The sequence below is a fragment of the Luteibacter aegosomaticola genome (assembly GCF_023078475.1).
GTDB classification, from domain to species: Bacteria; Pseudomonadota; Gammaproteobacteria; order Xanthomonadales; family Rhodanobacteraceae; genus Luteibacter; species Luteibacter aegosomaticola.
Window position 1 is genome coordinate 1,090,725 of the sequence record NZ_CP095741.1, and the last position, 24,470, is coordinate 1,115,194.

The following is a 24,470-nucleotide window of genomic DNA, read 5'->3' on the forward strand; positions in this document are numbered from 1 at the left end:
CATTTGAAGTGACGGATACGATGAAGACAGCACTGATCACCGGAATCTCGGGCCAGGACGGCGCCTACCTTGCCGAGCTCCTGCTTAACAAGGGGTACCGTGTATACGGTACCTACCGGCGCACCAGTTCGGTCAATTTCTGGCGCATCGAGGAGCTGGGCATCCAGAACCACCCCAACCTCGAGCTGGTCGAGTTCGATCTGACCGACGGCGGTTCCGCCATCCGTCTCCTGCAGCAGACGGGCGCCACCGAGGTGTACAACCTTGCGGCGCAGAGCTTCGTGGGCGTGTCGTTCGATCAGCCGGCGACCACCGCGGCTATCACCGGCGTCGGTGCACTGCACCTGCTCGAGGCCATTCGTATCGTCAACCCGAAGATCCGCTTCTACCAGGCATCGACCTCGGAGATGTTCGGCAAGGTGCAGGCCGTGCCGCAGAAGGAAGACACGCCGTTCTACCCGCGTAGCCCGTACGGCGTTGCCAAGCTTTACGCCCACTGGATTACGGTTAACTACCGTGAGTCGTACGGCATCTTTGGTTCGAGCGGCATCCTGTTCAACCACGAATCGCCGCTGCGTGGCCGTGAGTTCGTCACCCGCAAGATCACCGACGCCGTCGCCAAGATCAAGCTGGGCAAGCTCGAGACGCTCGAGCTGGGCAACCTCGATGCCAAGCGCGACTGGGGCTTCGCCAAGGAATACGTGGAAGGCATGTGGCGCATGCTGCAGGCTGATGAGCCGGATACCTTCGTGCTTGCCACCAATCGCACCGAGACGGTGCGCGATTTCGTCACCCTTGCGTTCAAGGCCGTGGATATCGAGATCGAGTGGAAGGGCAAGGAAGAGGGCGAGACGGGCGTCGACAAGGCCTCCGGCAAGACCCTCGTGCGTATCAACCCCAAGTTCTACCGTCCGGCCGAAGTGGAGCTGCTGATCGGCGATCCCGCCAAGGCGTTCGAGAAGCTCGGCTGGAAGCCGGATACCACGCTTGAGCAGCTGTGCAAGATGATGGTGGAGTCCGACCTGCGCCGAAATGAACGTGACGCTTCGTTCTGATGGCGCCCCCGGTCGGGTACTGGTCACCGGCCATCGGGGGTTCACAGGTCATTACGTGACGGCCGCGCTACACGCGGCCGGTTACGACGTGCTCGGCCTCTCCACGCAGCCGGCTGACCTCACTGCGCCGGGTGTCGATCTCCTTGATCGTGCGGCCGTGCGCCGCGCGGTGGACGACGCACGGCCTGATGCGGTCGTGCACCTGGCCGCCATTGCTTTCGTTGCGCATGGCGATGCCGAAGAGATGTACCGGACCAACGTCGTCGGGACGCGTAACCTGCTTGAAGCGCTCGCGGCACAGGCGCAAGCACCCCGCGCCGTCCTGCTGGCGAGCAGCGCCAACGTCTATGGCAACAGTGATGTCGAATTGCTTGATGAGCGTGTCGTAGCCTCACCAGCTAACGACTACGCTGTGAGCAAGCTCGCAATGGAATACATGGCCAAGCTGTGGACAGATCGCTTGCCGATCACCCTGGCACGGCCGTTCAATTACACCGGTGTTGGCCAGGCCGAAAACTTCCTGCTGCCTAAGATCGTGTCGCATTTTCAGCGCCGGGCCGACGTCATCGAGTTGGGTAATATCGATGTGGCGCGCGATTTCCAGGACGTGCGCTTCGTCGCTGATGCATATACCCGTTTGCTTGCCGCGGATGCCGCTGGTGCAACGGTGAACTTATGCTCAGGAACCTCGGTTTCGTTGATGGAGGTCATCGGGATGATGCAGGACATCGCGGGTTACGAGATTGAAGTCCGCGTGAATCCGGCATTCATTCGTGGCAATGAGGTGGCACGCCTCACCGGCGACAACCGTCTTCTCCGCTCGCTCATCGGGCCGCTCGATATCATTCCGCTGCGTGCTACGTTGGAATGGATGTACGAAAACCACACGCTGGCGCGTTGAGGCGCCAAGGATCCACACCATGAAGTGTTTCAAGGCCTACGACATCCGGGGCCGGATGCCTGACGAGTTAAATGCTGATATCGCCTACCGTATCGGTCGCGCCTTCGCGCGGGCGGTCGGTGCCGGTGATGTCGTGGTCGGCTATGACATCCGCCTTGATAGCCCAGCATTTGCCGCGGAAGTGGCGAGAGGGTTGATGGACGAAGGGCGAAACGCCATCGATATCGGTCTTTGCGGCACTGAAGAGGTCTACTTCCAGACGGCCCATCGTGGTGTCGCCGGCGGCATCATGGTCACAGCCAGCCACAACCCGATCGACTACAACGGCATGAAGCTGGTTCGTGAGAACGCGCGCCCAATCAGCGGCGATACCGGCCTGCGTGATATCGAACGCATGGTTGAAGACGATGCGTTCGGCGAGCCGGTAACTGGGCGCGGCGAGCTGCGCCGCGATCACGACAAGTCGGCGTATATCGAGCATTTACTGGGCTATATCGACGTCGCTGCGCTGAAGCCGTTAAAGATCGTCGTCAACGCCGGCAACGGCGGGGCCGGCGCTATCATCGATCTGCTGGAACCCCATCTTCCCTTCACATTCGTGCGCATTAACCATGAACCGGATGGCCACTTCCCCAACGGGATCCCCAATCCGCTGCTTCCGGAGAACCGCGATGCCACGGCACGTGCGGTCGTTGCGTCTGGGGCAGACATGGGCATCGCGTGGGATGGCGATTTCGATCGTTGCTTCCTGTTCGACGCGCGTGGTGAGTTTATCGAGGGCTACTACATCGTAGGCCTTCTGGCTGCGCAGATGCTCGAAAAGCACAAGGGTGCACGCATCATTCATGACCCGCGGCTCACCTGGAACACGGTGGAGATGGTGGCGTCGGCGGGTGGCATTCCCGTGCAAAGCAAGACCGGCCATGCCTTCATCAAGGAGCGGATGCGCGCTGAAGACGCCGTTTATGGCGGTGAAATGAGTGCGCACCATTATTTCAGGGATTTTGCCTATTGTGATTCAGGGATGATTCCCTGGTTGCTTGTGGCGGAACGCATCGGGAAGACGGGTACGTCGCTGACCGACATGCTTGCCGAACGTCTGGCGGCTTTTCCGTGCAGCGGTGAGATCAATTTCCGCGTGGACGATGCAGCGTCCACGGTGGCACGAATCGTCGAGCACTTCCGGGCATCGGCGGATAACATCGAAAACGTCGATGGTGTGAGCATGTCGTTCGGAAACTGGCGGTTCAACCTGCGTTCGTCGAACACAGAGCCGCTGCTTCGTCTTAATGTCGAGGCGCGAGGCGATGCTGCACTGATGTCCGCAAAAACCGACGAACTTCGCGCGCTGATCGGGGGCGCGTCTGCCTGAAACGTCCGTCTCCTCGCGCTAGCTAAGTCTGCCGAATCTATGGCACGATTCGGGGATAGACACGATGCGCGGGGATGCGATGGAAGCCGATGTCAATATTGCCGGGCGTCAGTTCACGCTGACGTCCGATGACGCGTACCTGGGGGCATTAGGTGCGACGTTCGAGCCGGAAATGGTCAGGCTGTTCGAGTGTTTTGCAAAGGGGACGGTTCTCGATATCGGGGCCAATATCGGCTGTACTGCACTCGCATTCTCAGGCATGGCTGATATCGTCCATGCCTTCGAACCCTCGCCATCCACCTTTGAATTACTGGCTACGAACACGTCAGTCGTCGGCAACGTGCAACGGCACAACTACGGTCTAGGCGATGCGGCGGGTGCATTCGAACTGACCTTCGCGCCTACCAATCGCTCAGGTGGCTTTGTGTCGAACCAGACGCAGGCAAGTGCGGGCCACACCGTGGAGAAGATCGAGATCCGGACCCTCGATGATGTCGCGCCGTCGCTGGTCGGCAGCAATATTGACTTCATCAAAATCGACGTCGAGGGGTTCGAGGGGAGCGTGATCCGTGGCGGCGAGCGCACCCTTGCTGCCGCGCGCCCCGTCGTTGCCCTCGAGTTGAATCACTGGTGCCTCAACGCATTCCAGCGGACGAGCGTCCCTGACTTCTTCGACTACCTACGTGCAGTCTTTCCGACACTTTATGCGGTGGAAGGTAGTACGTATCTTAATCTGCATGACCCTAATGAGAGTTATGCGGTGATGTACCAGCACATCCTGCACATGCGTTACGTTACATTGGTCGGCTCATTCGATACGGCAGCACTCGCGGCTTTCCACGCGCGCTACGAGCACCGTCTGGCCGCTTGATTCATCTCTTTCGTAACGCGCTCCGTGGCCGACCTGCCACGGAGCGTTGCGGCGCCGTCGATTGACCTCAGGCGCGCCCGTAGACGTCTTCGAACCGGACGATGTCGTCCTCGCCCAGGTAGCTGCCGGACTGCACTTCGATCAGCTCAAGGGGCACCTTGCCTACGTTGCGAAGACGGTGCGTAACGCCGAGCGGAATGTAGGTGCTCTGGTTTTCGGTCAGCAGGAACACCTTTTCGCCGCAGGTGACCTCGGCGGTACCGGATACGACGATCCAATGTTCCGCGCGGTGATGGTGCATCTGCAGGCTGAGTACCGAACCCGGCTTGACGACAATTCGCTTGACCTGGAAGCGCTCGCCCATGTCGATCGAGTCGTAGCTACCCCAGGGGCGGTACACCTGGCGATGGGCAAGGTGCTCGGATCGCCCCGCGCGGTTCAGGCCGTCGACCACCTGCTTCACGTGTTGGACCTTGTCGCGGCTGGCAACTAGCGTGGCATCCGGTGTCGAAATAACGACCACGTCATCGAGGCCGATGGTTGCGACCATGTGGCGGTCATGCGAGCGAACGAGTGTGTTACGGGTGTCGTAGGTGACAACATCACCCTGCGTTGCATTGCCGTCGGCGTCCTTTTCAGAGGCGTCCCAGAGCGCGGACCAGGAGCCGATATCGCTCCACCGGCAGCTGACGGGCACCACGGCGGCGTGCTTGGTCTTCTCCATCACCGCGTAGTCGATCGAATCTTCGGGCACGGCTGCCATCGCTGTCTTGTCGAAGCGAACGAAGTCCAGGTCCGGTTTGGCCGTTGCGTATACGCTGGCGACGGCATCATGGATCGCGGGGGAACAGGCCTTTAGCTCGTCGAGGAAGCGCCCGGCCTTGAACAGGAACATGCCCGAGTTCCAGTCGAACTCTCCACTCGCGACGTATCGCTCTGCGGTGGCGGAATCGGGCTTCTCGACGAACTGAGCCACCTTGAAACCATCCGGCGACACGGACTCGGCGCGCTTGATATAGCCAAAGCCCGTCTCCGGCGCCTCGGGGCGGATGCCAAAGGTCACCAGCCAGCCATCGGCGGCGAGTGGTGCGGCGCGGCGCACGGCATCCGTGAAGCTGGCCTCGTCGCCGATAAGGTGGTCGGCGGGGAGGACGAGCAGCAGTGCTTCAGGGTCGGACGAAGCGGCCTGCATGGCCGCCAGGGCGATGGCTGGCGCAGTATTCCGCGCGGCGGGCTCGAGCAGGATTGACGCCCCACCGACCCGTAGCTCCTGCAACTGTTCGGCGACGGTGAAGCGGTGATCCTCGCTGCAAACGATGATCGGTGCTTGCGCCTGGTCGAGCTTGGTCGTCCGCAAGACCGTCTGCTGGAAGAGCGTATTCTCGCCCATCAGCGCAAGGAACTGCTTAGGCCGGTTCTTGCGGGAAAGTGGCCACAGCCGCGTGCCACTGCCGCCGCTTAGAATCACAGGAATAAGCATGTCCAGCTCCTTAAAGAGTACTTGGTGGCCCCATGCCGCCCTTATCGGGCGGGGCAGGCGGCCATTTTAGCTAACTTTGCCCCAGCAAAGGCCTAACCGGCGTTCAGCTAGCCAGCTGCTGCACCATGCCGAGGTACTTGGCTATAAATACGTCATTCGCGAAGGCATCCAGCGCGGCCTGACGGATCGTTTCGGGGGCACGGCTGCCCCGGGCTTCGAGCGCTGCCACCAGGGTGCTAGCCAGGGCATCGGAATCTCCCGGCGGGCTGAGCCAGCCGTTGCCTGTCTTCTCGACCGGCACGCGTACGCCGCGCATGTCACTAGCTACCACCGGCACGCCCGCCAGCATGGCCTCGACCTGGACCATGCCGAAGGCTTCGTAGGCGTTGATGCTTGGTAGCACGAAGACGTCCAGCCCGGCGTAGAAGCGAGCGATGCCTTCGTCGTCCACCCTGCCCAGCAGTTCGACCCGGGGGCCCAGTGCATCGATGGCGGGACGGATCTGTGGGTAGATTGAGCCACCCGCGACGTTGGCGTAATCGCCAGCTAGTCGCAGGGTGGCATCCGGGAAGCGGTGGAGCACCTTGGCGAATGCGTCGACCAGCACGCCAATGCCTTTCTCTTCGACGAATCGGCCCAGAAAACCAATCACGGGTGAAGCGTTGGGTGTGCGATGCGATGCGCCGGTGTCGCGGATAGGTGCGTAGCCTTCCATCAGGCGGTGCTCAAACCCCCGAAGGATGCGCGAGCCTCCGGCGTAATCCAGTGACAGCACGACGATCCGGTCCGAGCGACGGAGGATGCGCCGTGAGGCGACGTTGACGGCTGCCACGGCAACACGGTCCAGCAGGCCCCCGACGGGCTGTACGTCACACTGGTACGTGGAAATAACCGGGGTGCTACGCGGTATAAGCGATGTCAGCCACGCAGCGTCAAGCATGGGTAGATGGAAGTTGACGACATCGTGTTGGCGGACGAGTTCGCGGAAGTCGCGCGCCAGGGCCGCGCTGAGGTAGCCCTTGTGAAGAAAGATGCTGGCGGGAGCGCGACGTACCGTCACGCCGTTCAGCACCTCGTGCTCGGGCAGTGCTGGGTCGTGCCGGCCCGTGAGTACCGTGACGTCGCAATGCGGCGCGAGTAGCTCGCCCAGGTGCTTGGCGTACTCCGACACCCCACTGATGTAGGGGTGGTAGTAGCTAAGGACAATCAGGACCCGATAACGACGCATCACGACCTCGAGATGATGATGACGCCAAGTACGATCACGGCGATGCCGGCCCAACGCTGCGGGGAAACCTGTTCGTTCAACATGAAAATGGCCATGACCGGCGTGATCACGTAAACCATCGACATGAGCGGCTGCAGGAGGCTGAGCTCGACCTTGCGAAGCAGGATGATCCACATGACCGCAGGGATGAAGTACATGCAAAGGCCGGCCATGATCCGCCAGTTGAGAGCGATGGCAAGCAGGCTGCGAAGGTCATGGATGGGCGGTAAGAGCACCGCGCCAAGCTTGAGCAAGATGCCGCCGATAGCGCTGAGCAGGGCACCCAGGAACACGATGGGCAGGAGAACGGTAATGGGCATGGTCAATGGAGCTCGCAGGTGGGGTGGCCCAGGGTGCCTGGGGCGGCGAGGGAGACATCGGAAACCCGGTATGTGAGCTTGCGGGTATCGCCCGAAAGCCCGACGTCCAGCGGCGAGCGCGCGGGTCCCGTCGGGTCGATGACCAGGGTCTGCTTCGGTGTACTCGGAAGATCGATGATGAGGTCTGCGTGCTGCGATGGAACGCTGACCACACAGGACGCGTGATCAAGCGAAATCCGGACGTTCTCGTTCGGGGTGGTGGGCGCGAAGCGGTCGCGTACGCTTACCCGGATCTGCCGTGCGCCACGGGCCGAGACATTGATCCGCAGTTCCGGTCCCATCCAGAACCACGTGCCTTCATTGCCGTAGTTGCCCTCGAATGAGATGGATTGGACATCTTCCATCCGCACTGCGGCGTAACTGCCGCGCCGTACCAATGGCTTGAACGCGTGGCTGACGCCCTGCCAGGTGGTGGTCTCGCTCACGCCAAACGGTGCCGACTCGAACGGGGCAAACGGGTGCGGAATGGAGTAGCTCTGTATGTAGCCGCCCGCACCAAACTCAGGTGAAAACACTACTGGCGAGGTGGAGAAATACGCATACCACATGGAGAAGAAGTACGGGCTTTCCGTGAATCGCACAGCGACGGCCTTATCTCCTGCCACGGCGGAGGTGTCGTGCGCCAGCTTCACGAAATCGCGGGTGATCCGCTTGTGGTGGGCAAAATGAGCACTATCGAAGCAGAGACCGGCAAACCCAGCCAGATTGAACCCGCAAAGCGTTAGTAGCGCCAGCCCGGATAGCCCGCTCCGCCACGGTGAGCGGACCTCATCGTTGTCGTGGAAAGCCAGTGCGGCGATCGCGGGCGAGAGCACCATGGCAAAGTACTCGACGATCTTCAGCTTGCCGTAGTTGTAGCTCGTGGCAAACATCAGGATCGTCAGGACACCGAAGCCCAGCATGATGCCTGCGGCAAAGACCGTATCGTGGCGCCGGCGTCTTGCGGCAGCGATTCCCACGCAAAGTGCGATGGCGCCGAGATAAATCGACCACGCGGGCAGGTGTGCTGCGGTGTTCCCGCTGGTCGTCAGGTAGGCATATGCATAGCGGGCGCCGCTGAAGGGGGCGTACAGGTCGCGCCATGCCGCACCGTTCGAAGATATTTCGAAATACGCAGATTTCAGCACGGCCAGGCCGGGAAGCGAGATCCACGGTAACAGCACGGCTGCCGCGAGCACGCTGGCACCGCAGCGGCAGCCATCCAGTACGCTCTCCCGGAAGTTGCGCTCACGAGCCACCCACGCGACCAGGCACACCGCACCGACGACACCCAGAGCGATCGGCACTTCTTCCACGTACGAGGCAATTGCACCGGCACTACCGATAAACACCGCTGGGTTTAGCCAGCGGTCTCGCGCCTGGAAGCTCGCGCCGACGAGAACCGCGAGGCAGACCGTGCCAAATAGGCTTGCGAAGTTCGAGTTCACCGCCATCTGGAGTATCTGCGGTGCCAACATGGTGGCGACCATGACCAGAAGTACGCGTGGGGAGAGGTGCGCGCGTTCGCCAAGGACGCGACGCGGCAGCACGCACAGCGCAGTGACCGATGCTACCGCAATGCCTAGGGTTTGTACCGCGTTGTAAAGGTATACCGGGTCGCGGCGGAACATGGCTGAGATGAGTGCCAGCAGTGCTTCGCTACCTAGCCGCCCTAGTTTCGCGTGGGGCCCGAACGCAAGGGCAGAGACCGACATCGCAGGGGATGCTGGCGAATATACGAGGGGCTCCCCCACGGCATGCCCGACCAGCCAGCGCGCGTTGGAGACGTAATAGATGCTGTCGTGATTGGGCGTGCCTTCGAAAAGGATCATGCCGTGGTGAGCCAGCGGGAATACGGAGCCCCAGGCGGCAATGACGACGAGGACGAGGATCACAACCGCGGAGAGCGGTGGCATGCGTGAGGCATCGTTCGCAAACGCCGTACGCACGCGCGGGCTGCGCCACGTTACGACGGCCCACGCGGCCATGGCCAGCCAGGCCGGCCACGCTGCGGCCTGCATCGACGAGAGCGTCGCGCAGGTGCGCGCGACGACAAGCAGGAGCGCGAGCCCGAGTGGGTACGACCAAAGTAGCCGGCGAGCACTCGGCTCGCGGAATGTCGCCATGGCCAGGGGATAGCCGAGAAGCGGCAAGACAACGGCTGCGCAAAACAGAAGGATGATGGTGGCGCTCAAGGGCATGGCAGTCGGGTTATACGGCGAGCAAAACCAGGACGCCAGCGATAGCCAGGGTGATCTGGCTAACGCGATCGGTCACGGCGAAAACGATGGGATCATCCTGCATCTTGCCGCGATGGGCGACGAGCCATGCTCGTGTTACCCAGTACAGCAGGCACGGACAGGCAAGCCAGAGGAACTCCGGCTTGCGGTAGAGCGCCATGCTGGCGTTACTGTTGATGTAAAGGGCAAGCACCAGCACGCTGAGGTAGCCACTGGCCACGCCCATGGGCAGGATCAATGCGAGGTCGCTGGCCACGTAGCCGCGTCCTTTCGCCTTTTCCTTCCCCGACGCTACCAGCGCGCCTAGTTCCACGCACCGTTTCAGGATGGCGAGGCTGAGGAAGATGAACATAGAAAAGGCGAGCAGCCAGAAGGAGAGTGGGCTGATAATGGCGAACGTGCCGCCAACGATCCGCACGGTGTAGAGGCCGGCAAGCAACATCACATCAAGGCCGGCGATAGCCTTCGCCTTGAACGAGTAAAGCAAGGTCACGGCAAGGTACGCCGCGAGAACGATGGCGAATGCAGGTGGCGTGGCCAGGATGGCCAGGACGAATGCGGCCACGGTAAGCACGGGAACGCCCACCAGCCCGTAGACCAGACTAAGCCGCCCTGCGGCGAATGGCCGGTGCTTCTTGCTGCGGTGCGCGCGGTCGGCATCCAGGTCGAGCAGGTCATTCAGCAGGTACACACCGGAAGCGCAGAAGCTGAAGCAAAAGAACGCCGCGATCGCGTGGGTCGCGGCAGCCGTGTCAAAAAGGCGATGTGAAGCAAGCCAGGGGATGAACACCAGCGTGTTCTTCAACCATTGGTGCACGCGCAACGCCTTGGCCCACGTGCGCAACGTGGGGCGCAGGGTAGGCAGCGCTATCGTCGCTTGTGCGACCTTGCCGGCCTGGCCGGCAAGCGTATGCGAGGATGACACCACGATGGCCGTGTGCGCATGTTTCCAGACGTCGAGATCGACGCGGTGGTTGCCAGCGTAATCAAAGCCTCGTTCGCCGAAGTGTTCGACCAAGGCCTGGGCCTTTCGCTTCCCGGCGAGATTGAGCGTGCCATCACTCGCCATCACCGTCGAAAAAATGCCGAGGTGCCCGGCTACCGCTTTGGCGAGGGTCGCGTCCGAAGCCGTGACGAGGGTGACCTGCCTGCCCTTGCCATGCTCGGCGATCCATTCAGTGAGCGCATGATTGTATGGGAGCAAAGACACGTCGAGGACAACGCGCTTTGCAATCTCGGCTTTCAGGCGTGCCTTTCCGCGCAACAGCCACGCGATGAAACAGAACGCATAAAGCGGATTGCGGTGCAGGAGTGCAAGTGCCGATTCGACGAGCAGGTCGGTATGGACAAGTGTCCCGTCGAGATCGATGCATAGGGGACGTGCGGTCTCCATGTGATGCCTAGCTCCCCTTCAATAGACGGTCGCTAACGACCGTCTCGTTCAAAGCCAATATCAAAGTGCGGCTTCCAGCTCTGGCAGGATCTTGAACAGATCCCCTACCAGCCCGATGTCCGCGATTTCAAAGATCGGCGCCTCGCCGTCCTTGTTGATTGCAACGATGGTGCCTGCATCCTTGATGCCGGTCAGATGCTGGATGGCGCCCGAGATCCCCACGGCGATGTACAGCTCCGGCGCAATGATCTTGCCGGTCTGGCCGACCTGCATCTCGTTCGGGACATAGCCAGCATCGACGGCGGCACGCGATGCACCGACACCGGCGCCGATCTTGTCGGCAAAGCGGTAGATGACCTCGAAGTTCTCCTTCGAGCCGACGCCGCGGCCGCCGGACACGACCTTGGCGGCGCCCTGGAGATCCGGGCGATCGCTCTTGCCCTGCTGCAGGTTCACGAAGCGGGTGTGCGAGGGCAGGGTGACGTCGAGCGAGAGTGCTTCGACCGGCGCATTGCCGTTGCTCGCCGCCGCGGACCAGGAAGCGGTACGAATCGTGGCAACGACGATCGAGCCTGCATCCACTTCGACCGTGACGATGGCATTGCCGGCGTAGATCGGGCGCTTGAAGCTGTGCGGACCTTCCACGGTCATGACGTCGCTGACCTGTGACACACCCAGGAGGGCGGCGACGCGCGGGGCGAGGTCCTTGCCGAAGGTGGTCGAGGGGGCGAAGACGTGCGAGTAGCCTGCGGCGGCCTTGGCCACCTGCGGCGCCAGGATGGCAGCCAGGGCGTGCGCGTTCTCCGGGCGAGCAACGGCCAGCACCTTGCTGACACCGTCGATCTTCGCGGCTTCGGCGGCGATGGCGTCCGGGGCATCGGACAGGACGATGACGTCGATGGCATCCGCCTTCACGGCAGCGGCGGCGCTCACGGCACGGGCGGTCGCGGCGTTGAGCTTGCCGTCGAGGTGCTCGGCGATAACGAGGATCTTGCTCATGTTAAGTGCTCCTGTGCGGCTGCCTTACAGCAGGCCCTTCTGCTTGAGGGCCGCGACCAGTTCAGCGGCATCGTTGACCATCACGCCCTTGCTGCGCTTTGCCGGCGCGGCGAAATGGGTGGTCTTCACGTGATCAGCGGCATCGACGCCCAGCGCCCCCAGTTCGATCACATCGATGGGTTTGGACTTGGCCTTCATGATGTCCGGCAGCTTGATGAAGCGCGGCTCGTTGAGGCGCAGGTCGGTCGTGATGACGGCCGGCAGGTCGGCTTCGATCGTTTCCAGGCCGGCATCGACCTCGCGGGTGACCGTGGCCTTGCCGTCTGCGATCTCGACCTTGCTGGCGAAGGTGGCCTGCGGGCGATCCCACAGGGCAGCCAGCATCTGGCCGGTCTGGTTTGCGTCGTCGTCGATGGCCTGCTTGCCCAGGATCACCAGGCCCGGCTGTTCTTTTTCGACCAGCTTGAGGAACGTGCGCGCCGCGGTGAGCGGCGAGACCGCATCGGCGGTCTGCACGTGGATCGCGCGGTTGGCGCCCATGGCCAGGCCATTGCGCAGGTGGGCAGTGAGATCCGCCGGGCCGATGCCGACCACGATGACCTCTTCCGCCACGCCCTTCTCGCGCAGGCGCAGAGCCTCCTCGAGGGCGATATCGTCGAAGGGGTTGGCGGAGAGCTTGACGCCGTCGGTGACGACGCCCGTGCCGTCCGGCTTCACCTGGATGCGGACGTTATAGTCCACGACGCGCTTGTAGCCGACCAGAATCTTCATTCAGGGGTTCCTGTTCGATGGGCAGCCGGTATCAAGCGGCATGCTCCGGGATGACCCCCTATTCTAACCAAACTGTCCGTGGGCGCATGGTGCGCCGCGGGGACAAGGCCGGCCCGTTCAGCAGGGCCGGCCCGTTTGCTTAAAGCTGGACCGTAAGCTGGATACGTCCGCCCTGTTCCCTGGCGTGGCTGGCGAAAAGGCCGGTGTAACTCGCGCCCAACGAGCTCCGGGCGGACAGCGCCACGTCTAGCCCCGCCTCGATCGCGGCGGCCTGCCGTGCTATCGGTGTACCCAGGACGGTGAACTCACCGCTCGCTCCAGCGAATCGCTGGACCGACTCCGTATCCGTATCGCCCGAAGTACCCTGCCACGCGATGCTCCCATGAACTTGGGTACGACCCGACGCCCCCAGAGCAATGGCGTGGTGGAGGCCAAGGCTGAGGCTGTTCACGGTGCTAGCGCGTCCAGCGATGTCGAGCGCTCCCGTGGCGTTCCCCTCGGATGCCCGGTCTGTATCAAGACGCACGCGACTCACCGTTGCAAATGGCTCGAGCCATTGGCGTGGGCCAAGATCGATGTGGTAACCCGCCTCCACGAATGCCTGGGTCACGTTTGCATCGAATTTGCTCGTCAGGCGCGATGGGGTGGTGTCGATCTCGACGTGGCGGGTCGTGTCTACGTCTAGCCCGGAGTAGGTAACGGCGCCGCGTACCCGCCAATGGTCTAGGAGGGTATCCCCGTAAATGCCGACATCGGTGCGGGTCTGCTGCGACGATGACGCCAGGCTTCGGATCCGTGCATTCCCTTGTTCGCGGCCGATCACGGCGCCTAAGTGACTATCTTCGAGGGCCAGGTCGGCACCGACGATCAGCCCGGTCGCGCTACTCGTGAGGTGCGGGGAGGTACCGCGTGACTCTGAACGGTCCAATCCGTAAGCGCTTGTCCATGTGGTGACATCTTGGCGTGCCACCGCGCGGCCGCCCGAGCTGATGTCGTCGAAGCCCATCATGTGGCGATCGATCGAGGATCGGAGTGCCCGGCTGTCATTGATGATCGCGGAGCGGGTATCCGCAAACTGGGTGCCTGATAGTTCCGAGACGGCCTTTTGGGCCGCCGCGGCGTCCTTTTGCAGTACCGCTGTGGCGACAGGATTCGTCAGGGCGAGCGCGTCAATAGCGTTCGCGGTAGCGCGTTCGTCGTGGGTAGTTGCCACGGAAGCCAGGGCGACGTCATTTCGCTTAAGGTCAACGATTACATTGTGGGAATCGTACGTCACGTCGGGCGTCAGGAAATGAAGCGAGGTGCCATTGACCACGATGCCGTCGAACTGGCCTGTAACGCCCTGCTCGGCCGAAAGTGCTGCAAACTCGGCGCCAATAGGCACGGCTGTTGCGCTGGCAATGGCAAGCATGGTCCCGCTGGCGATGGTCATCCGGCCTGATGCACGGACGCCATCCTCCGCTGAGTCAATACGAACGGTAGCGCCCGTCTGCAAATCGACGTTCCCGCCGACCCGCAGCGCTCCGGTTTCAGCGGCATTGCCGCTTACGAGGGTGCCACCCGTTTGCACGGCAAGGTTGCCGCCGATCGATCCGGTGCCGCGTACCGCGGCACCGGATCCAACCACGGCGTCGCCGGTGATCGATCCCTGGCCATTCACGCCGATGACCAGACTGCCACCAAGCACCCTGGTGGGTCCTGTGTAGGTATTGATTCCCGTCAGTACCGTCGTTCCGGCGCCGATCTGCTCGACACCTCCGGTACCGGAAATGTTGTTGGCCAAGGTCATGGTGTCGGCACGGTTGACCCTTAGCAGGCCGTTGTCGACGACGTTGCCGTTGCCCAGTGAGCCTGTCGAGCCCCCGGTTCCCAACTGTAGGGTGCCTTCCAGCAGGGTCGTTGAAAACTCGTTGTCGCCCGCGAGTACGGCCGAGCCGGTGACATGCAGGTACTCGAAGTTACGTGCACTATCGAACGTTCCGCCGCGGAGCCAGAGTGTGTCGTACCCATCGCCGCCGTCTACCAGACCCTTGATGGACGATCCCTGGTCGATCACCAGTGTGTCGTTGCCTTCGGCGAAGTGCACGGCGTAGTTCGTGCCGGAGATCACGCCGGAATTGATCAGTGTTGCAGTGCTCCCGGCACCGTACCAGACGGCTTCGTTATCGGACGTGATCGTACCGGAGTTGGTCAACGTGCTATTGCCGATAAAAGCGATTCCGGCGTTGCCTCCGTCAATACGACCCTCATTCGTGATCTCGAACGTGTTGAACGCGGTAATGCCATCGCGAATGCCGGTGATAACGCCCGATGCGTGGTTGTAGATCTTGCCGCCCACCGTAATGACGATTCCCTCGGAAATGTTGGCATTACCGGTGGAGTCGTAGCCTGCGGCGCCGGTACCCTGGATCAGCCCCCAGTTCTCGACTTCGCCGTAATAATCGATGTCGACGCCATCACCATCACCTGTGCCGGAGCCGTCGTAAGCACCGGTAATGGTTCCATAATTGACGACCTTCCCATTGCCATCGGAACCAACGCCTGAACCATTGCGGCCGATGATGGTTGCGCCGGCCGCGTTGTACACGTCAACGTTGGTATCTGAGGTGATGCCATGTCGCTGGCCCGAGATCAGGCCGCCAGCCAGATTCACCACAGTACCTGCGTGTGCCTGGAAATCGATGCCATCATTCTTCTCGCCCGCGTTGCCGTTGGCGTAGATGGTGCCTGCATTATTGATGACGGCACCTTCGCCGGGGCGGATGGCATCCGCGTCGGCCGAACGAATCACCCCGCCCGAGAGGTTGTTGATCGTAATGCTGGCGCTGGACGTACCGTTGCCGTAGAACGCATCGAAATCCAATGCCTGGCCATCGACCGTCGATTGGACGGTGCCGGCGTTATTGACGACCACCGTGCCCTCGGTGAAGTCGGTGTTGATACGGAAAGCGTCATTCTGCGCTTCGATCGTGGCGCCGGCGAGGTTGTTCAAGATCAGATAGCGCGTGGCTGTGCCATCGCCACTCGCATTGAAGGCCCGGCCATCATCCTCTGTGGAGCGGATAACCCCCGCGTTGTCGATGACAAGCGCTGTCGACGGGTTTTTCCATTTGATGACGGTGTCATCAGCCTCCCACACCGCGTCGGCGTCGACGACCACGTGATCGGTGCCCCCGACGCTTAAGGGCGTCGTATTTCCGGAGGTTGCCGTAATGGTCGTGTCCACGGCCATGGCCGGCGAAGCGAAAGCAAAAGAAACGGCGGACGCCAGTAGCGTCCACCGAAGGTTGTTCAAAACCATCATCCGTGTTGTCCCCTGTGATGCACTTCACAACTTTAGAGTTGCGCAAATGCAGTGCGCTAAGCCCAAGCTAAGCATTCACTAAGCATTCACTAAGCATAAAGCAAACATGACAGTTTTACGACAATCACGAGAATGTTATGAAAAACAGTGAGTTATATGTACGCGACGACCGTCCGTCGCGAGCGAGACGGCTTAGGTCACGTCCAAGAGCGTGTGACGGCTATTTCTTCCAGCGTTCGATCCGCTGAAGGCGGACCTCGATGCGCTCGAGTAGCTTGCGGTTAGTCGCGATCAGGTCGCCGATCAGGCCCATCATTGTCAGCAACAGGCCGACGATGATGCAAAGGGCGCTGAAGATCACCGACTGGACATGGCCCTCGCCGGATTCGGTGACATAGAAGAACAGGAAGCGGATGCCTGCGATGAAGCCCGCCGCCAGGAACACGCCGCCGATCCAGCTGAAGAAAGCGAGCGGTCGGTAGACCACGAACATGCGCAGGATGGTCAGCAGAGAGCGCTTCACGTAGCTCGAGATACTCTTGACCAGGCGCGAGGGGCGCAGGTCGGCATTGGTCCGGACCGGTACCGAAAGAACACGCATGTTGCTCTGGCCGGCTTGGATGATCGTCTCCAGCGTGTACGTGTAACCGTTGAAGCAATGCAGACGCATGGCTGCTTCGCGGGAAATGGCGCGGAAGCCGCTGGGTGCGTCGGCCACGTCGGTCTGGCTGGCAACACGGACTGCCCAGCTGCCAAGCCGTTGAAGCTGCTTTTTGATCCAGGAGAAGTGTTCAGTCTCGGCGATCGGACGGGCGCCGATCACGATCTCAGCCTCACTCGCGAGGATAGGGGTCGTGATCGTGGCGATGTCCCCACCGAAGTATTGGTTGTCGGCATCGGTGTTGACGATGACATCCGCTCCCAGAAGCAGGGAAGTCTCGATGCCAGTCATGAAGGCTTCGGCCAAGCCTCGGTTTACCGGATGGCGGACGATATGGTCCACCCCCAACTTGCGGGCGATCATGGCGGTATCGTCAGTCGACCCGTCATCGATGATGAGCCATTCCACGCTGTCGAACCCCTCTACCGCGCGCGGCAGATCACTCAAGGCAATGCCGAGGGTCTCGGCTTCGTTTAGGCAGGGGATCTGAATGATCAGTTTCAAGGTCCATACTCCTCGTGACGGGCGCCCCTCGGCTCGGCCACGCTATCCGGTGTGTAAAATCCCGGGTCCGAAAATAACAAACATGACTATATTAGATTGGCGCAGGGGATTGTCATCCTGTTGTCGTACGGAGAAGGCATGCGGCGTGTACTTTTTATCTCGCGGAAGTGGCCCCCTGCTATTGGAGGCATGGAGACCTATGCCCTCAAACTCTGCGAAGGTCTCGCGCCACGCTGCTCTCTTCTAACGCGCGTATTGCCGGGCCGTGCACACGGGGTGCCGCCAACGCTATTTCGCCTTACGATTTTTCTCATTGGATCGATCGGCTTCCTTTTCCGGCGCCGCGCCGACGTCGTGCATGTCGGCGATCTGGTGCTTTGGCCGCTTGCGCTCGCGGCACGCTGGTTCCGCAGTGCGCCTCGCGTGGCTATTACCGCCTATGGCCTGGACGTGATCTATGGTCAGCGCAAGGGTCTGCTGCCGAGGATCTACGCCACGTACCTTGCCCTCGGCGTCCGTCTGATCGGCCAGCGCGTGCGCATTATTGCCATCTCCCAAGAGACGGCGCGTTTGTGCCGGGACGCCGGCTTCGCCGATGTCGTCGTTGTCACCCTGGGCGTTGATTTGCCGACGTCCGCGCCTCCGCCCGATGAAGCGCCCGGCCCATTCATTCTTTTCGTTGGCCGTCTGGTGCGTCGGAAAGGGGCGGCATGGTTCATTCGCGAGGTACTCCCGCTGCTGCCCGATGCCATGGGTCTGTTGGTAGTGGGAAAGGATTGGGATCCGGATGAGGTGGCTGCGCTGCGGGAAAGTTCGCGGGTGGACTACCGCGAAGTCGTAAGTTCGGCCGAACTATTCGCCTTGCGTCGTTCGGCAACGGTTGTCGTGATGCCTAACATCCCTTCGGGAGGTACGGACGTCGAAGGGTTCGGCCTGACCGCCGTGGAAGCGGGTGCGGATGGGGGCGTCCTCCTCGCCAGTGGTATCGAAGGCATCGTGGATGCGGTGATCGATGGCACGACGGGTTTCCTGTTGCCAGCAGGTGATGCGAGTGCCTGGGTGGGCAAGATCCTGGAGGTCGCAGCCTGGGAGCTGACACGCAGGGCACGGTTCATCGCATCCTGTCAGGCGGCGATCGGCGACCACTATGCGTGGCCAGTCGTCGCCGAACGGACGTTGGCGGCTTACGAGTCAACGCGGGCGGTCGCTTGAGCACGACACGCACAGTTTGGATCCGGCGTTTACTTGGCTGGCTTGTTGCCACCGTCGCCATCGTATTTTTTGTCCAGCGCGCGGTCTCCAACGCCGCACATATACCGCACATTCGTTGGGATGCGGCAGCCGGCGCCACTGCGACAGCCACGGTTATTTTGCCGCTCATCGTCGTCTACCTTTCGGCTGTCATCTGGCAGCTGCTTCTGCGCGACCAGGGAATTGTGCGTCGAAACCGCGACGTTTTTGCACTTTTCACCGTGTCCCAGTTCGGTAAGTATCTTCCCGGGAATGTCGGGCAGTTCATCGGCCGCGTCGTCATGGCGCGTGACATCGGCATCGCCATCCCCGCGACGCTCGCCACCATGCTGACCGAAGTGTTGTGGAACGTCGGCACCGGCCTTGGATTATCCGCGCTGGCTATCTACCTGTTCGTTGGCAACAAGCTGACGGCTTTTCCGCCATGGCTGGACACTGCTGGCTTAGGTCTCGGATTTCTTGCCTTGCTTGCCGCCCCGTGGATTGGTATCACCTTGTTGCGCCGCGTTTTTCCGGGCTTGGTGGCTCGTGTCTTCGCCTCGAGTGAATTGCGTCCACCGGGCTGGGGGACGGCGATTCGTGTCTCCTCACTTTATCTGGCCAACTACCTGTGCATGGGGATGGCCCTGTCGCTACAGGCGAAGGTGTTCTACGGCGCACCTGACATACCGTTATTGGAAGCCAGTGGCTTCTGTGCAATGGCCTGGCTGGCCGGATATCTCCTGCCTGGCGCCCCGGCTGGACTGGGCGTGCGTGAGGGCTTGATGCTCGTGCTGTTTTCGCCCATGTATGGCGAGTCGACCGCTATCGCACTGGGAATCACCTTGCGCCTCGGTGCGATTGCGGCGGACGTGATTGCCTTTGCGTTGGGGTGGCTTGCGCGTGCCCGGGGCAGGGCAAGGAATACATCGAAAACCAGGGGTACGCATGATGCAACCTAATCTCACGCAGAGCGCCGGCCGGCGTCTGCTGATCCTCGTCGGCCTGCTCGCTGGCGTGTTGTGGAGCCTCATGGTGAATGGCGCTGTGCCCGGCGTCGGCACGCCGACCCTCGGCCAGGCGATGTCCATGATGGGGTACGCTCAGGCCTTCGCCGACCAGCATTGGTACGCGATTCACGCGCGATCGTTTGGCTACCCAGTGCCCATGTCCCTTGCCACTGGCTTGCCACTTGCATGGGTAGCGGGCTGGTTCCTGCGCTTTGGGTTCTATGCGGCCGACGCGTATGCGGCGACGATTGCCTTTTGGCTCGTTGTAGCCTTTTTCGGCGCGTGGAAACTCGCTATGCGCCTCGGTCTCCGCGCCGGGCTGTCAATTCTGGCGGCCGCCACCTGGTTGAGTACGCCCATGGTATGGGCACACCAGGGCTATTCGTCATTAGCGCTTGGTATGGCGATGTTGCCCTTTTACACGTGGACAGCCGTCTTGGCGGGCGGCGTGATCGGGCCGACGCGTCGATACCAAATGAGCGTGGCGGCGTTGTTTCTCGCAACATGCAGTCTTGCCCTCTTCATGGATGGCTATACCTTCATGATGTTCGCGGTGGTTGCGGGGCTACTCTGGATTTCACGCGTCGCCGCCGCCTCCACTCGAGGCAGTGCATTGAGGTACACCCTTCCGGTGTATCTGGTCGGTTTCGGCGGTGCGTACTTCATCTATACGCGATTCATGGGAGTGTCGGCGTTCGAGCCGGCACCGTTGGACTTCTTCCGTGGTTGGGGGCTCGACGTGCTCTTCCTCGGTAAACCACCTACCGGGGAGTTCTGGTTATGGGATGCATTGGGGTGGCATGGCGTACGCAATGAAACGTTGTTCTACGGTGATGCATCAGTCTGGAACACAAGCTTCATCCTGCCGCTACTGCTGGCGAGTGGCATCAGTGTGCTCGTGCTCGGCCGGAGGGATCGGCGCGTTTGGCCGCTGTTGGCGATTGCCGTGTTCGGCTTGTACATGGCGTTTGGCCCGACGCTGAAGGCGGGCAGCACGAAGCCGACGGCTACGCTCAATCAGAACATGCCGGTGAGCGAAGGCCGGATTCCGACCGGAAATGCGTTCATCTACGCGCACATTCCTGGCTTCAAGAGCATGCGCGCTACGTATCGCTGGGAAGCCCTCACGTTCCTTGGCTTGTGGGCCATCGTGGCACTCGGTGCCGCGCGCTCGCCGCGGCGAGGGCTGTGGGCGGCGACGTACATTGCGATCATCGCGGCACTGCTTCCGCACCTTGGCACGCAATGGGGGGATTACCGCACGTTCCGTACCGCGTTCAAACGAATCGACAGTGAGCTGGCCGAACCCCTTTCCGCGCAAGTATCCGCTGGTTCGCGGGTCTTCTTCATGCCATGGAACAACGATGTCATGGCAAATTACCTCAGCCCGAAGCTACATGTGACCAGCTACAACGTGGGCGGCGACAAACAGCTCAAGATCGCCAGTGCAGCATGGCCGCTCAGCATGGCGTCTTTCAGCCTTAACCGGTTTACCGTCGACGACGTGCCGGCAGCGCGCGAGCTGCTCTTTAGCGGGGATGTCGATGCCATTATCGTGCCTTACTTCAACTCGCTGTATGCGGCTCATGTGTGGCCCTGCCTCGCCGAGGCGAAAGGTTATTCCGCTGGGACGCTGGCCTTGTTCGAGTCACGCGCGGATTTCCTTTGCCCAGCCGAGATCCGAGCTGGGTTTGCCCCGGCCATGGCGGCATTGCATGCTGATCCGATGCTGGCGATTACCGAGACGCCACTGTTTGCTGTGATTAAGCTGCTGCCCAAGGGGCGTGGGGTCAATGGACGTGCGCATGCGCTGGCACTTCGCGTCGCTGGCATCACGCTTCCCGTGGATGTCGCGACTCAGCAGGATATGGCGGATCGCATCTTCGGCCTTGGTTGGCATCATCGCGAGCCGCTGAGCCGATGGTCGACAGGGCGTGCGACGCTTTCGCTGCCAGAGCCGGAAGCGTGCCGTCTTACCGGTTGCGTAGCCCAATTGACGCTGGCCGCGTTTGCCGCGAACACGGCACGGCCAGTCACGCTCCGAATCTCTGCCACGGGGTCAACAGCGGATGCTACGTCCCCCGTGCGGTTCGTGGATGACGTGCCCCACGTCGTAAATGTGCCCTTGCCGGTTGGGCAGGATGCGGTGTCGCTCACCCTTGAAGTGGATGGCGCTACATCGCCGGCCGCACTGGGGATGAGCGTTGATGCGCGTGTACTTGGCGTGTCGTTGACCCGGATCAACGTGATCGCCCGCTAATCGCGGTCGTCGATGATATGCTGCGCGAGTATGGTGGCGGATTGGTCCCATCCAGGCCAATCCGTGCGAGGCGTTTGCATGGTGCGCTCGGTGAGCCATCGTGCAATGTAAGTGGCAAGCGTCGCGGCCGACGTGCCGGTGAAGTACGAGGGGTAGTCGCCTGCGACTTCCCGAAATACCTTCAACGATCGGGCGATGACTGGCTTCCCTCGTTGCGCGGCCTCGATCACCGGCAGGCCAAAGCCTTCACCGAGCGAAGCTGCCAGGAGCGCCGTGCTGGCGTCGTAGACGGCATCCAGCGTGGCATCGTCACAGCCCTCGAACCAGAAAAGGCGTTTACCGCGTTCGTTGTGCCGCTCGATGCGTTCGATGAGTGGGCCGACCAGCCAGCCGCGCTTTCCGACGATTGCAAGGTTCAGGTCGGCATTGGATGCCCAGAGTAGTTCGACGGCATCGAGGGCCTGTTCGTGGCCCTTGCGCGGCTCGATCGTACCGACCATGAGTAGGGTCGGCCGTGCGGCAAAGGCCTCTTCCGTCGTACTCGGCAAAGCGCCGTGCGCAAGTGGCAGCACCGGTGAGACACCCAGTGGGAAAACGCCGAGGCGCGGCGGATGGCCTGGGTGTTCCGTACTGAACCAGTGAGCGAAATCATCTGCCGTGCTCTGCGATATGCAGTGCACTACATCTGCCAGGTTTGCCATGGCCTGTAGCCAACGCAGGAAGGCCTCACGCGTTTGCGGATGGAACGCCTCAGGCAGGGTTACCGGTAGCAAATCGTTCGCGATGAAATGCATCGCTACGCCGGCGCGGCGCCACGTTTGCAGCAGCGGGGCGCTCGATGGCAGGCTTTCCATGGCCCAATCGAGACCGACAAACACGTCACTGCCCGTGACAGCCACCGTCTCCGTAGAAAGGCCATTCGGCACCTCGATATCGAGCAGTGCCGCAGCATAGGCGTGCGCATGTTCATAGCGTCCGTCGCGGAACGCAATGGGTTCGATGCGTACGCCCGATGGAGGGGAAACCAGCCATCGGGTGAGGATGTTGCGCACAACCCGCTGCACGCCCGTCTTGAGGTCGTGCCGCGAGATGTGCGTGACATCGACGAGCCAGCGTTGACCTGTTCGCGGCCGTGCGCGGTCCAGCGCATCTGCGATACGTGCCAGGTCGTCGTCACCAAGTTGGGCGGCAAGTCGCGTGGCGATCGTGTCCTCGACCACTCTCTGGCATACCATCGGATGGTCGGCAAAGCCGGCTATCCATGTGGCTCGGGATGGCTCGCCGTCGGCATGTGTTGGTACCGACCTAACGCCGATGGCTTCGGTAGCCCAGGCATTCGCCCAATCAACCGAATCGGGCGCAGCGACCGCGTGCCAGCCGAAAGCCCGGTAGGCATCAAGCGCACTCACGGCGCTTGCGGGGGCGGGTGGGCCTTGCCACTCGACCAGCCCCGGCCAGTCGCGAAGGCGGGTTTGCAGTGCACCGACGGTCGCCGCTTCCGCGAGGTACACCGGCACCTGTGCTTCCTCCGCAGGGGCGATGTCGGGCGTGGTCGCTCGCCAGGCTGGTACCTGCCGGGGGCGCGGGTGTCCTTGTCGAATGGCTGCCTGTTCGATGGCAGCAAGTGCCCGTTCGGCGACCTTCGCCCATGTGAAGTAACCGGCGCGTGTCCGTCCTGACTCCCTTAAGGTCGCAGCGAATGCCGGGTCATTGAGGACTCGATGCATAGCGTCGCTCAGTGAGGCGGGATCCTCCGCGTCAAACAACGCCGCAGGGTTACCAATGACTTCCGGCAGGCTGGTGGCATTGTTCGCGATGACCGGTGCGCCGCAGGCCATGGCCTCCAGTGGCGGAAGGCCGAAGCCCTCGCGCGCGGACGGGAAGACAAATAGATCGCATGTCTGGTAGAGGCGTATCAGGTCCGCGTCGGCCACGAAACCCGTGAAGCGGACCTCGTTTGGCTGCAGCCCCGCGTCGCGAATGGCAATGTCGAGGCGGATCCGCGTAGTGTCATCCAGACTACCGGCGATGACGAGTTGATACCGCTCACGCATCGCCTGCGGCAGTTGCGCGAACGCCGGGAACAGCTTCTCCACGTTCTTTCGCGAATCCGTGCCGCCGGTGTAGAGGATAAACGGGCGGTCGATGCCCAGTGGGCGATCCAGGCCGTCGCAGTATCCCGCTTCCGCCGCGCTGGGCTGGAACTGGACATCGACGCCAGCGCCGACCGTGACGATGCGCGATGGGTCGATGCCCAAGCGCTCGATCGCGTCCTTACGAACCCACTCGGATATCGCGAGCAGGAGATCGCAGGTGCGTAGCGCCTCGATGCGGCGCATGTACCAGTCCCGCGCGCGTGACTGGCCAAGCTGCGCAGGTTCGTGCAGGGGAATCAGGTCGTAGAGCGTGGCAACCGTGAACTGGCGCGGGAGGCTGTGGGGCATGAGCGCATCGCTACCGAACCCTTCGATCAAGCTGCTCAGCCAGACCACGTCCGCGCCGCCTACGTCCAGCGCGTGCGCGAACACGCGCTCGGCCGCCTCTCGCCGCGTATCGTTCCCTGCCTTGTCGGCGGAGGTGTCCCGCAGCGGACCGTAGGCCCGTCGATGTGGACGCAGGCCAGCATCGGCAAGGCCATCGAGCATGTCGTCCACGCCGTCAAGCGCTGCGTTGAACAGCAGTTCTACCTGGTGGCGGTCTTCGGCAAGCCTCAGGAATGCGAGCGTCGTGGCCCGGGTGTACCTGCCAATGCCGCGATGGCGGCTGGCGGTCTGCACCCCTTGCATATCGATC

Annotated in this window: 17 protein-coding genes; 7 read left to right on the top strand and 10 right to left on the bottom strand. The window is 61.9% G+C overall.

Annotation, left to right across the window (positions count from 1 at the left end):
* The first annotated feature begins 20 nt into the window (after window positions 1-20).
* From gmd to L2Y96_RS04845, 4 genes are all read left to right on the top strand, one after another.
* Entirely contained in the window at window positions 21-1,055 is a 1,035-nt protein-coding gene (gmd, locus tag L2Y96_RS04830) for a GDP-mannose 4,6-dehydratase (protein WP_247333136.1), read from the top strand.
* A complete protein-coding gene (locus tag L2Y96_RS04835; RefSeq protein ID WP_425492538.1) occupies window positions 1,033-1,956 on the top strand; it encodes an NAD-dependent epimerase/dehydratase family protein in 924 nt (307 codons plus the stop codon). The genes gmd and L2Y96_RS04835 overlap by 23 nt, the downstream gene beginning before the upstream one ends.
* A 19-nt stretch (window positions 1,957-1,975) precedes the next feature.
* Window positions 1,976-3,328 (top strand): phosphohexomutase domain-containing protein, encoded by a 1,353-nt coding sequence (locus tag L2Y96_RS04840; RefSeq protein ID WP_283248863.1) that lies wholly within the window; start codon window positions 1,976-1,978, stop codon window positions 3,326-3,328.
* Window positions 3,329-3,392: 64 nt separating this feature from the next.
* Window positions 3,393-4,199 carry an FkbM family methyltransferase gene (locus L2Y96_RS04845; protein WP_247333149.1) on the top strand — a complete coding sequence of 269 codons (807 nt, stop codon included), beginning with the start codon at window positions 3,393-3,395 and terminating at the stop codon, window positions 4,197-4,199.
* Between the two features lie 67 nt (window positions 4,200-4,266).
* On the opposite strand, the gene L2Y96_RS04850 is transcribed toward L2Y96_RS04845, so the two are convergent.
* From L2Y96_RS04850 to L2Y96_RS04890, 9 genes are all read right to left on the bottom strand, one after another.
* Window positions 4,267-5,685, bottom strand: coding sequence for a mannose-1-phosphate guanylyltransferase/mannose-6-phosphate isomerase (locus L2Y96_RS04850; RefSeq protein ID WP_247336905.1), 1,419 nt, complete (start codon window positions 5,683-5,685; stop codon window positions 4,267-4,269).
* Window positions 5,686-5,782: 97 nt separating this feature from the next.
* Window positions 5,783-6,907, bottom strand: coding sequence for a glycosyltransferase family 4 protein (locus tag L2Y96_RS04855; protein WP_247333151.1), 1,125 nt, complete (start codon window positions 6,905-6,907; stop codon window positions 5,783-5,785).
* Window positions 6,907-7,266, bottom strand: coding sequence for an EamA family transporter (locus tag L2Y96_RS04860; RefSeq protein WP_247333153.1), 360 nt, complete (start codon window positions 7,264-7,266; stop codon window positions 6,907-6,909). Before L2Y96_RS04860 ends, L2Y96_RS04855 begins: the two co-directional genes overlap by 1 nt.
* A 2-nt stretch (window positions 7,267-7,268) precedes the next feature.
* On the bottom strand, window positions 7,269-9,506 hold the full coding sequence (locus tag L2Y96_RS04865; protein ID WP_247333155.1) for a hypothetical protein: 2,238 nt from the start codon (window positions 9,504-9,506) through the stop codon (window positions 7,269-7,271).
* Window positions 9,507-9,516: 10 nt separating this feature from the next.
* Window positions 9,517-10,938 (bottom strand): UbiA family prenyltransferase, encoded by a 1,422-nt coding sequence (locus L2Y96_RS04870; RefSeq protein WP_247333156.1) that lies wholly within the window; start codon window positions 10,936-10,938, stop codon window positions 9,517-9,519.
* A gap of 60 nt (window positions 10,939-10,998) precedes the next feature.
* Window positions 10,999-11,937, bottom strand: coding sequence for an electron transfer flavoprotein subunit alpha/FixB family protein (locus tag L2Y96_RS04875; RefSeq protein WP_247333157.1), 939 nt, complete (start codon window positions 11,935-11,937; stop codon window positions 10,999-11,001).
* Between the two features lie 24 nt (window positions 11,938-11,961).
* Window positions 11,962-12,708: an electron transfer flavoprotein subunit beta/FixA family protein gene (locus L2Y96_RS04880; protein ID WP_247333159.1), complete on the bottom strand. Its 747-nt coding sequence runs from the start codon at window positions 12,706-12,708 to the stop codon at window positions 11,962-11,964.
* Between the two features lie 139 nt (window positions 12,709-12,847).
* Window positions 12,848-16,012 (bottom strand): autotransporter outer membrane beta-barrel domain-containing protein, encoded by a 3,165-nt coding sequence (locus tag L2Y96_RS04885; RefSeq protein WP_247333161.1) that lies wholly within the window; start codon window positions 16,010-16,012, stop codon window positions 12,848-12,850.
* A 220-nt stretch (window positions 16,013-16,232) separates the two neighbouring features.
* The gene (locus tag L2Y96_RS04890; RefSeq protein WP_247333162.1) at window positions 16,233-17,177 is read right to left on the bottom strand and encodes a glycosyltransferase family 2 protein; all 945 of its coding nucleotides are present in this window, start codon (window positions 17,175-17,177) and stop codon (window positions 16,233-16,235) included.
* A 189-nt stretch (window positions 17,178-17,366) separates the two neighbouring features.
* Here L2Y96_RS04890 and L2Y96_RS04895 point away from each other — a divergent pair, with 189 nt between their 5' ends.
* Genes L2Y96_RS04895 through L2Y96_RS04905 form a run of 3 tightly spaced genes read left to right on the top strand, consistent with a single transcriptional unit; the run spans window position 17,367 to window position 21,677 of the window.
* Window positions 17,367-18,389: a glycosyltransferase family 4 protein gene (locus tag L2Y96_RS04895; RefSeq protein WP_247333164.1), complete on the top strand. Its 1,023-nt coding sequence runs from the start codon at window positions 17,367-17,369 to the stop codon at window positions 18,387-18,389.
* The gene (locus L2Y96_RS04900) at window positions 18,386-19,369 is read left to right on the top strand and encodes a lysylphosphatidylglycerol synthase domain-containing protein (RefSeq protein ID WP_247333166.1); all 984 of its coding nucleotides are present in this window, start codon (window positions 18,386-18,388) and stop codon (window positions 19,367-19,369) included. Before L2Y96_RS04895 ends, L2Y96_RS04900 begins: the two co-directional genes overlap by 4 nt.
* Window positions 19,356-21,677, top strand: coding sequence for a hypothetical protein (locus tag L2Y96_RS04905; RefSeq protein WP_247333176.1), 2,322 nt, complete (start codon window positions 19,356-19,358; stop codon window positions 21,675-21,677). The genes L2Y96_RS04900 and L2Y96_RS04905 overlap by 14 nt, the downstream gene beginning before the upstream one ends.
* Here L2Y96_RS04905 and L2Y96_RS04910 read toward each other — a convergent pair.
* Complete coding sequence (locus tag L2Y96_RS04910; protein ID WP_247333178.1) at window positions 21,674-24,331, bottom strand: glycosyltransferase family 4 protein; 2,658 nt, start codon at window positions 24,329-24,331, stop codon at window positions 21,674-21,676. The genes L2Y96_RS04905 and L2Y96_RS04910 overlap by 4 nt on opposite strands.
* Window positions 24,332-24,470 lie beyond the last annotated feature (139 nt).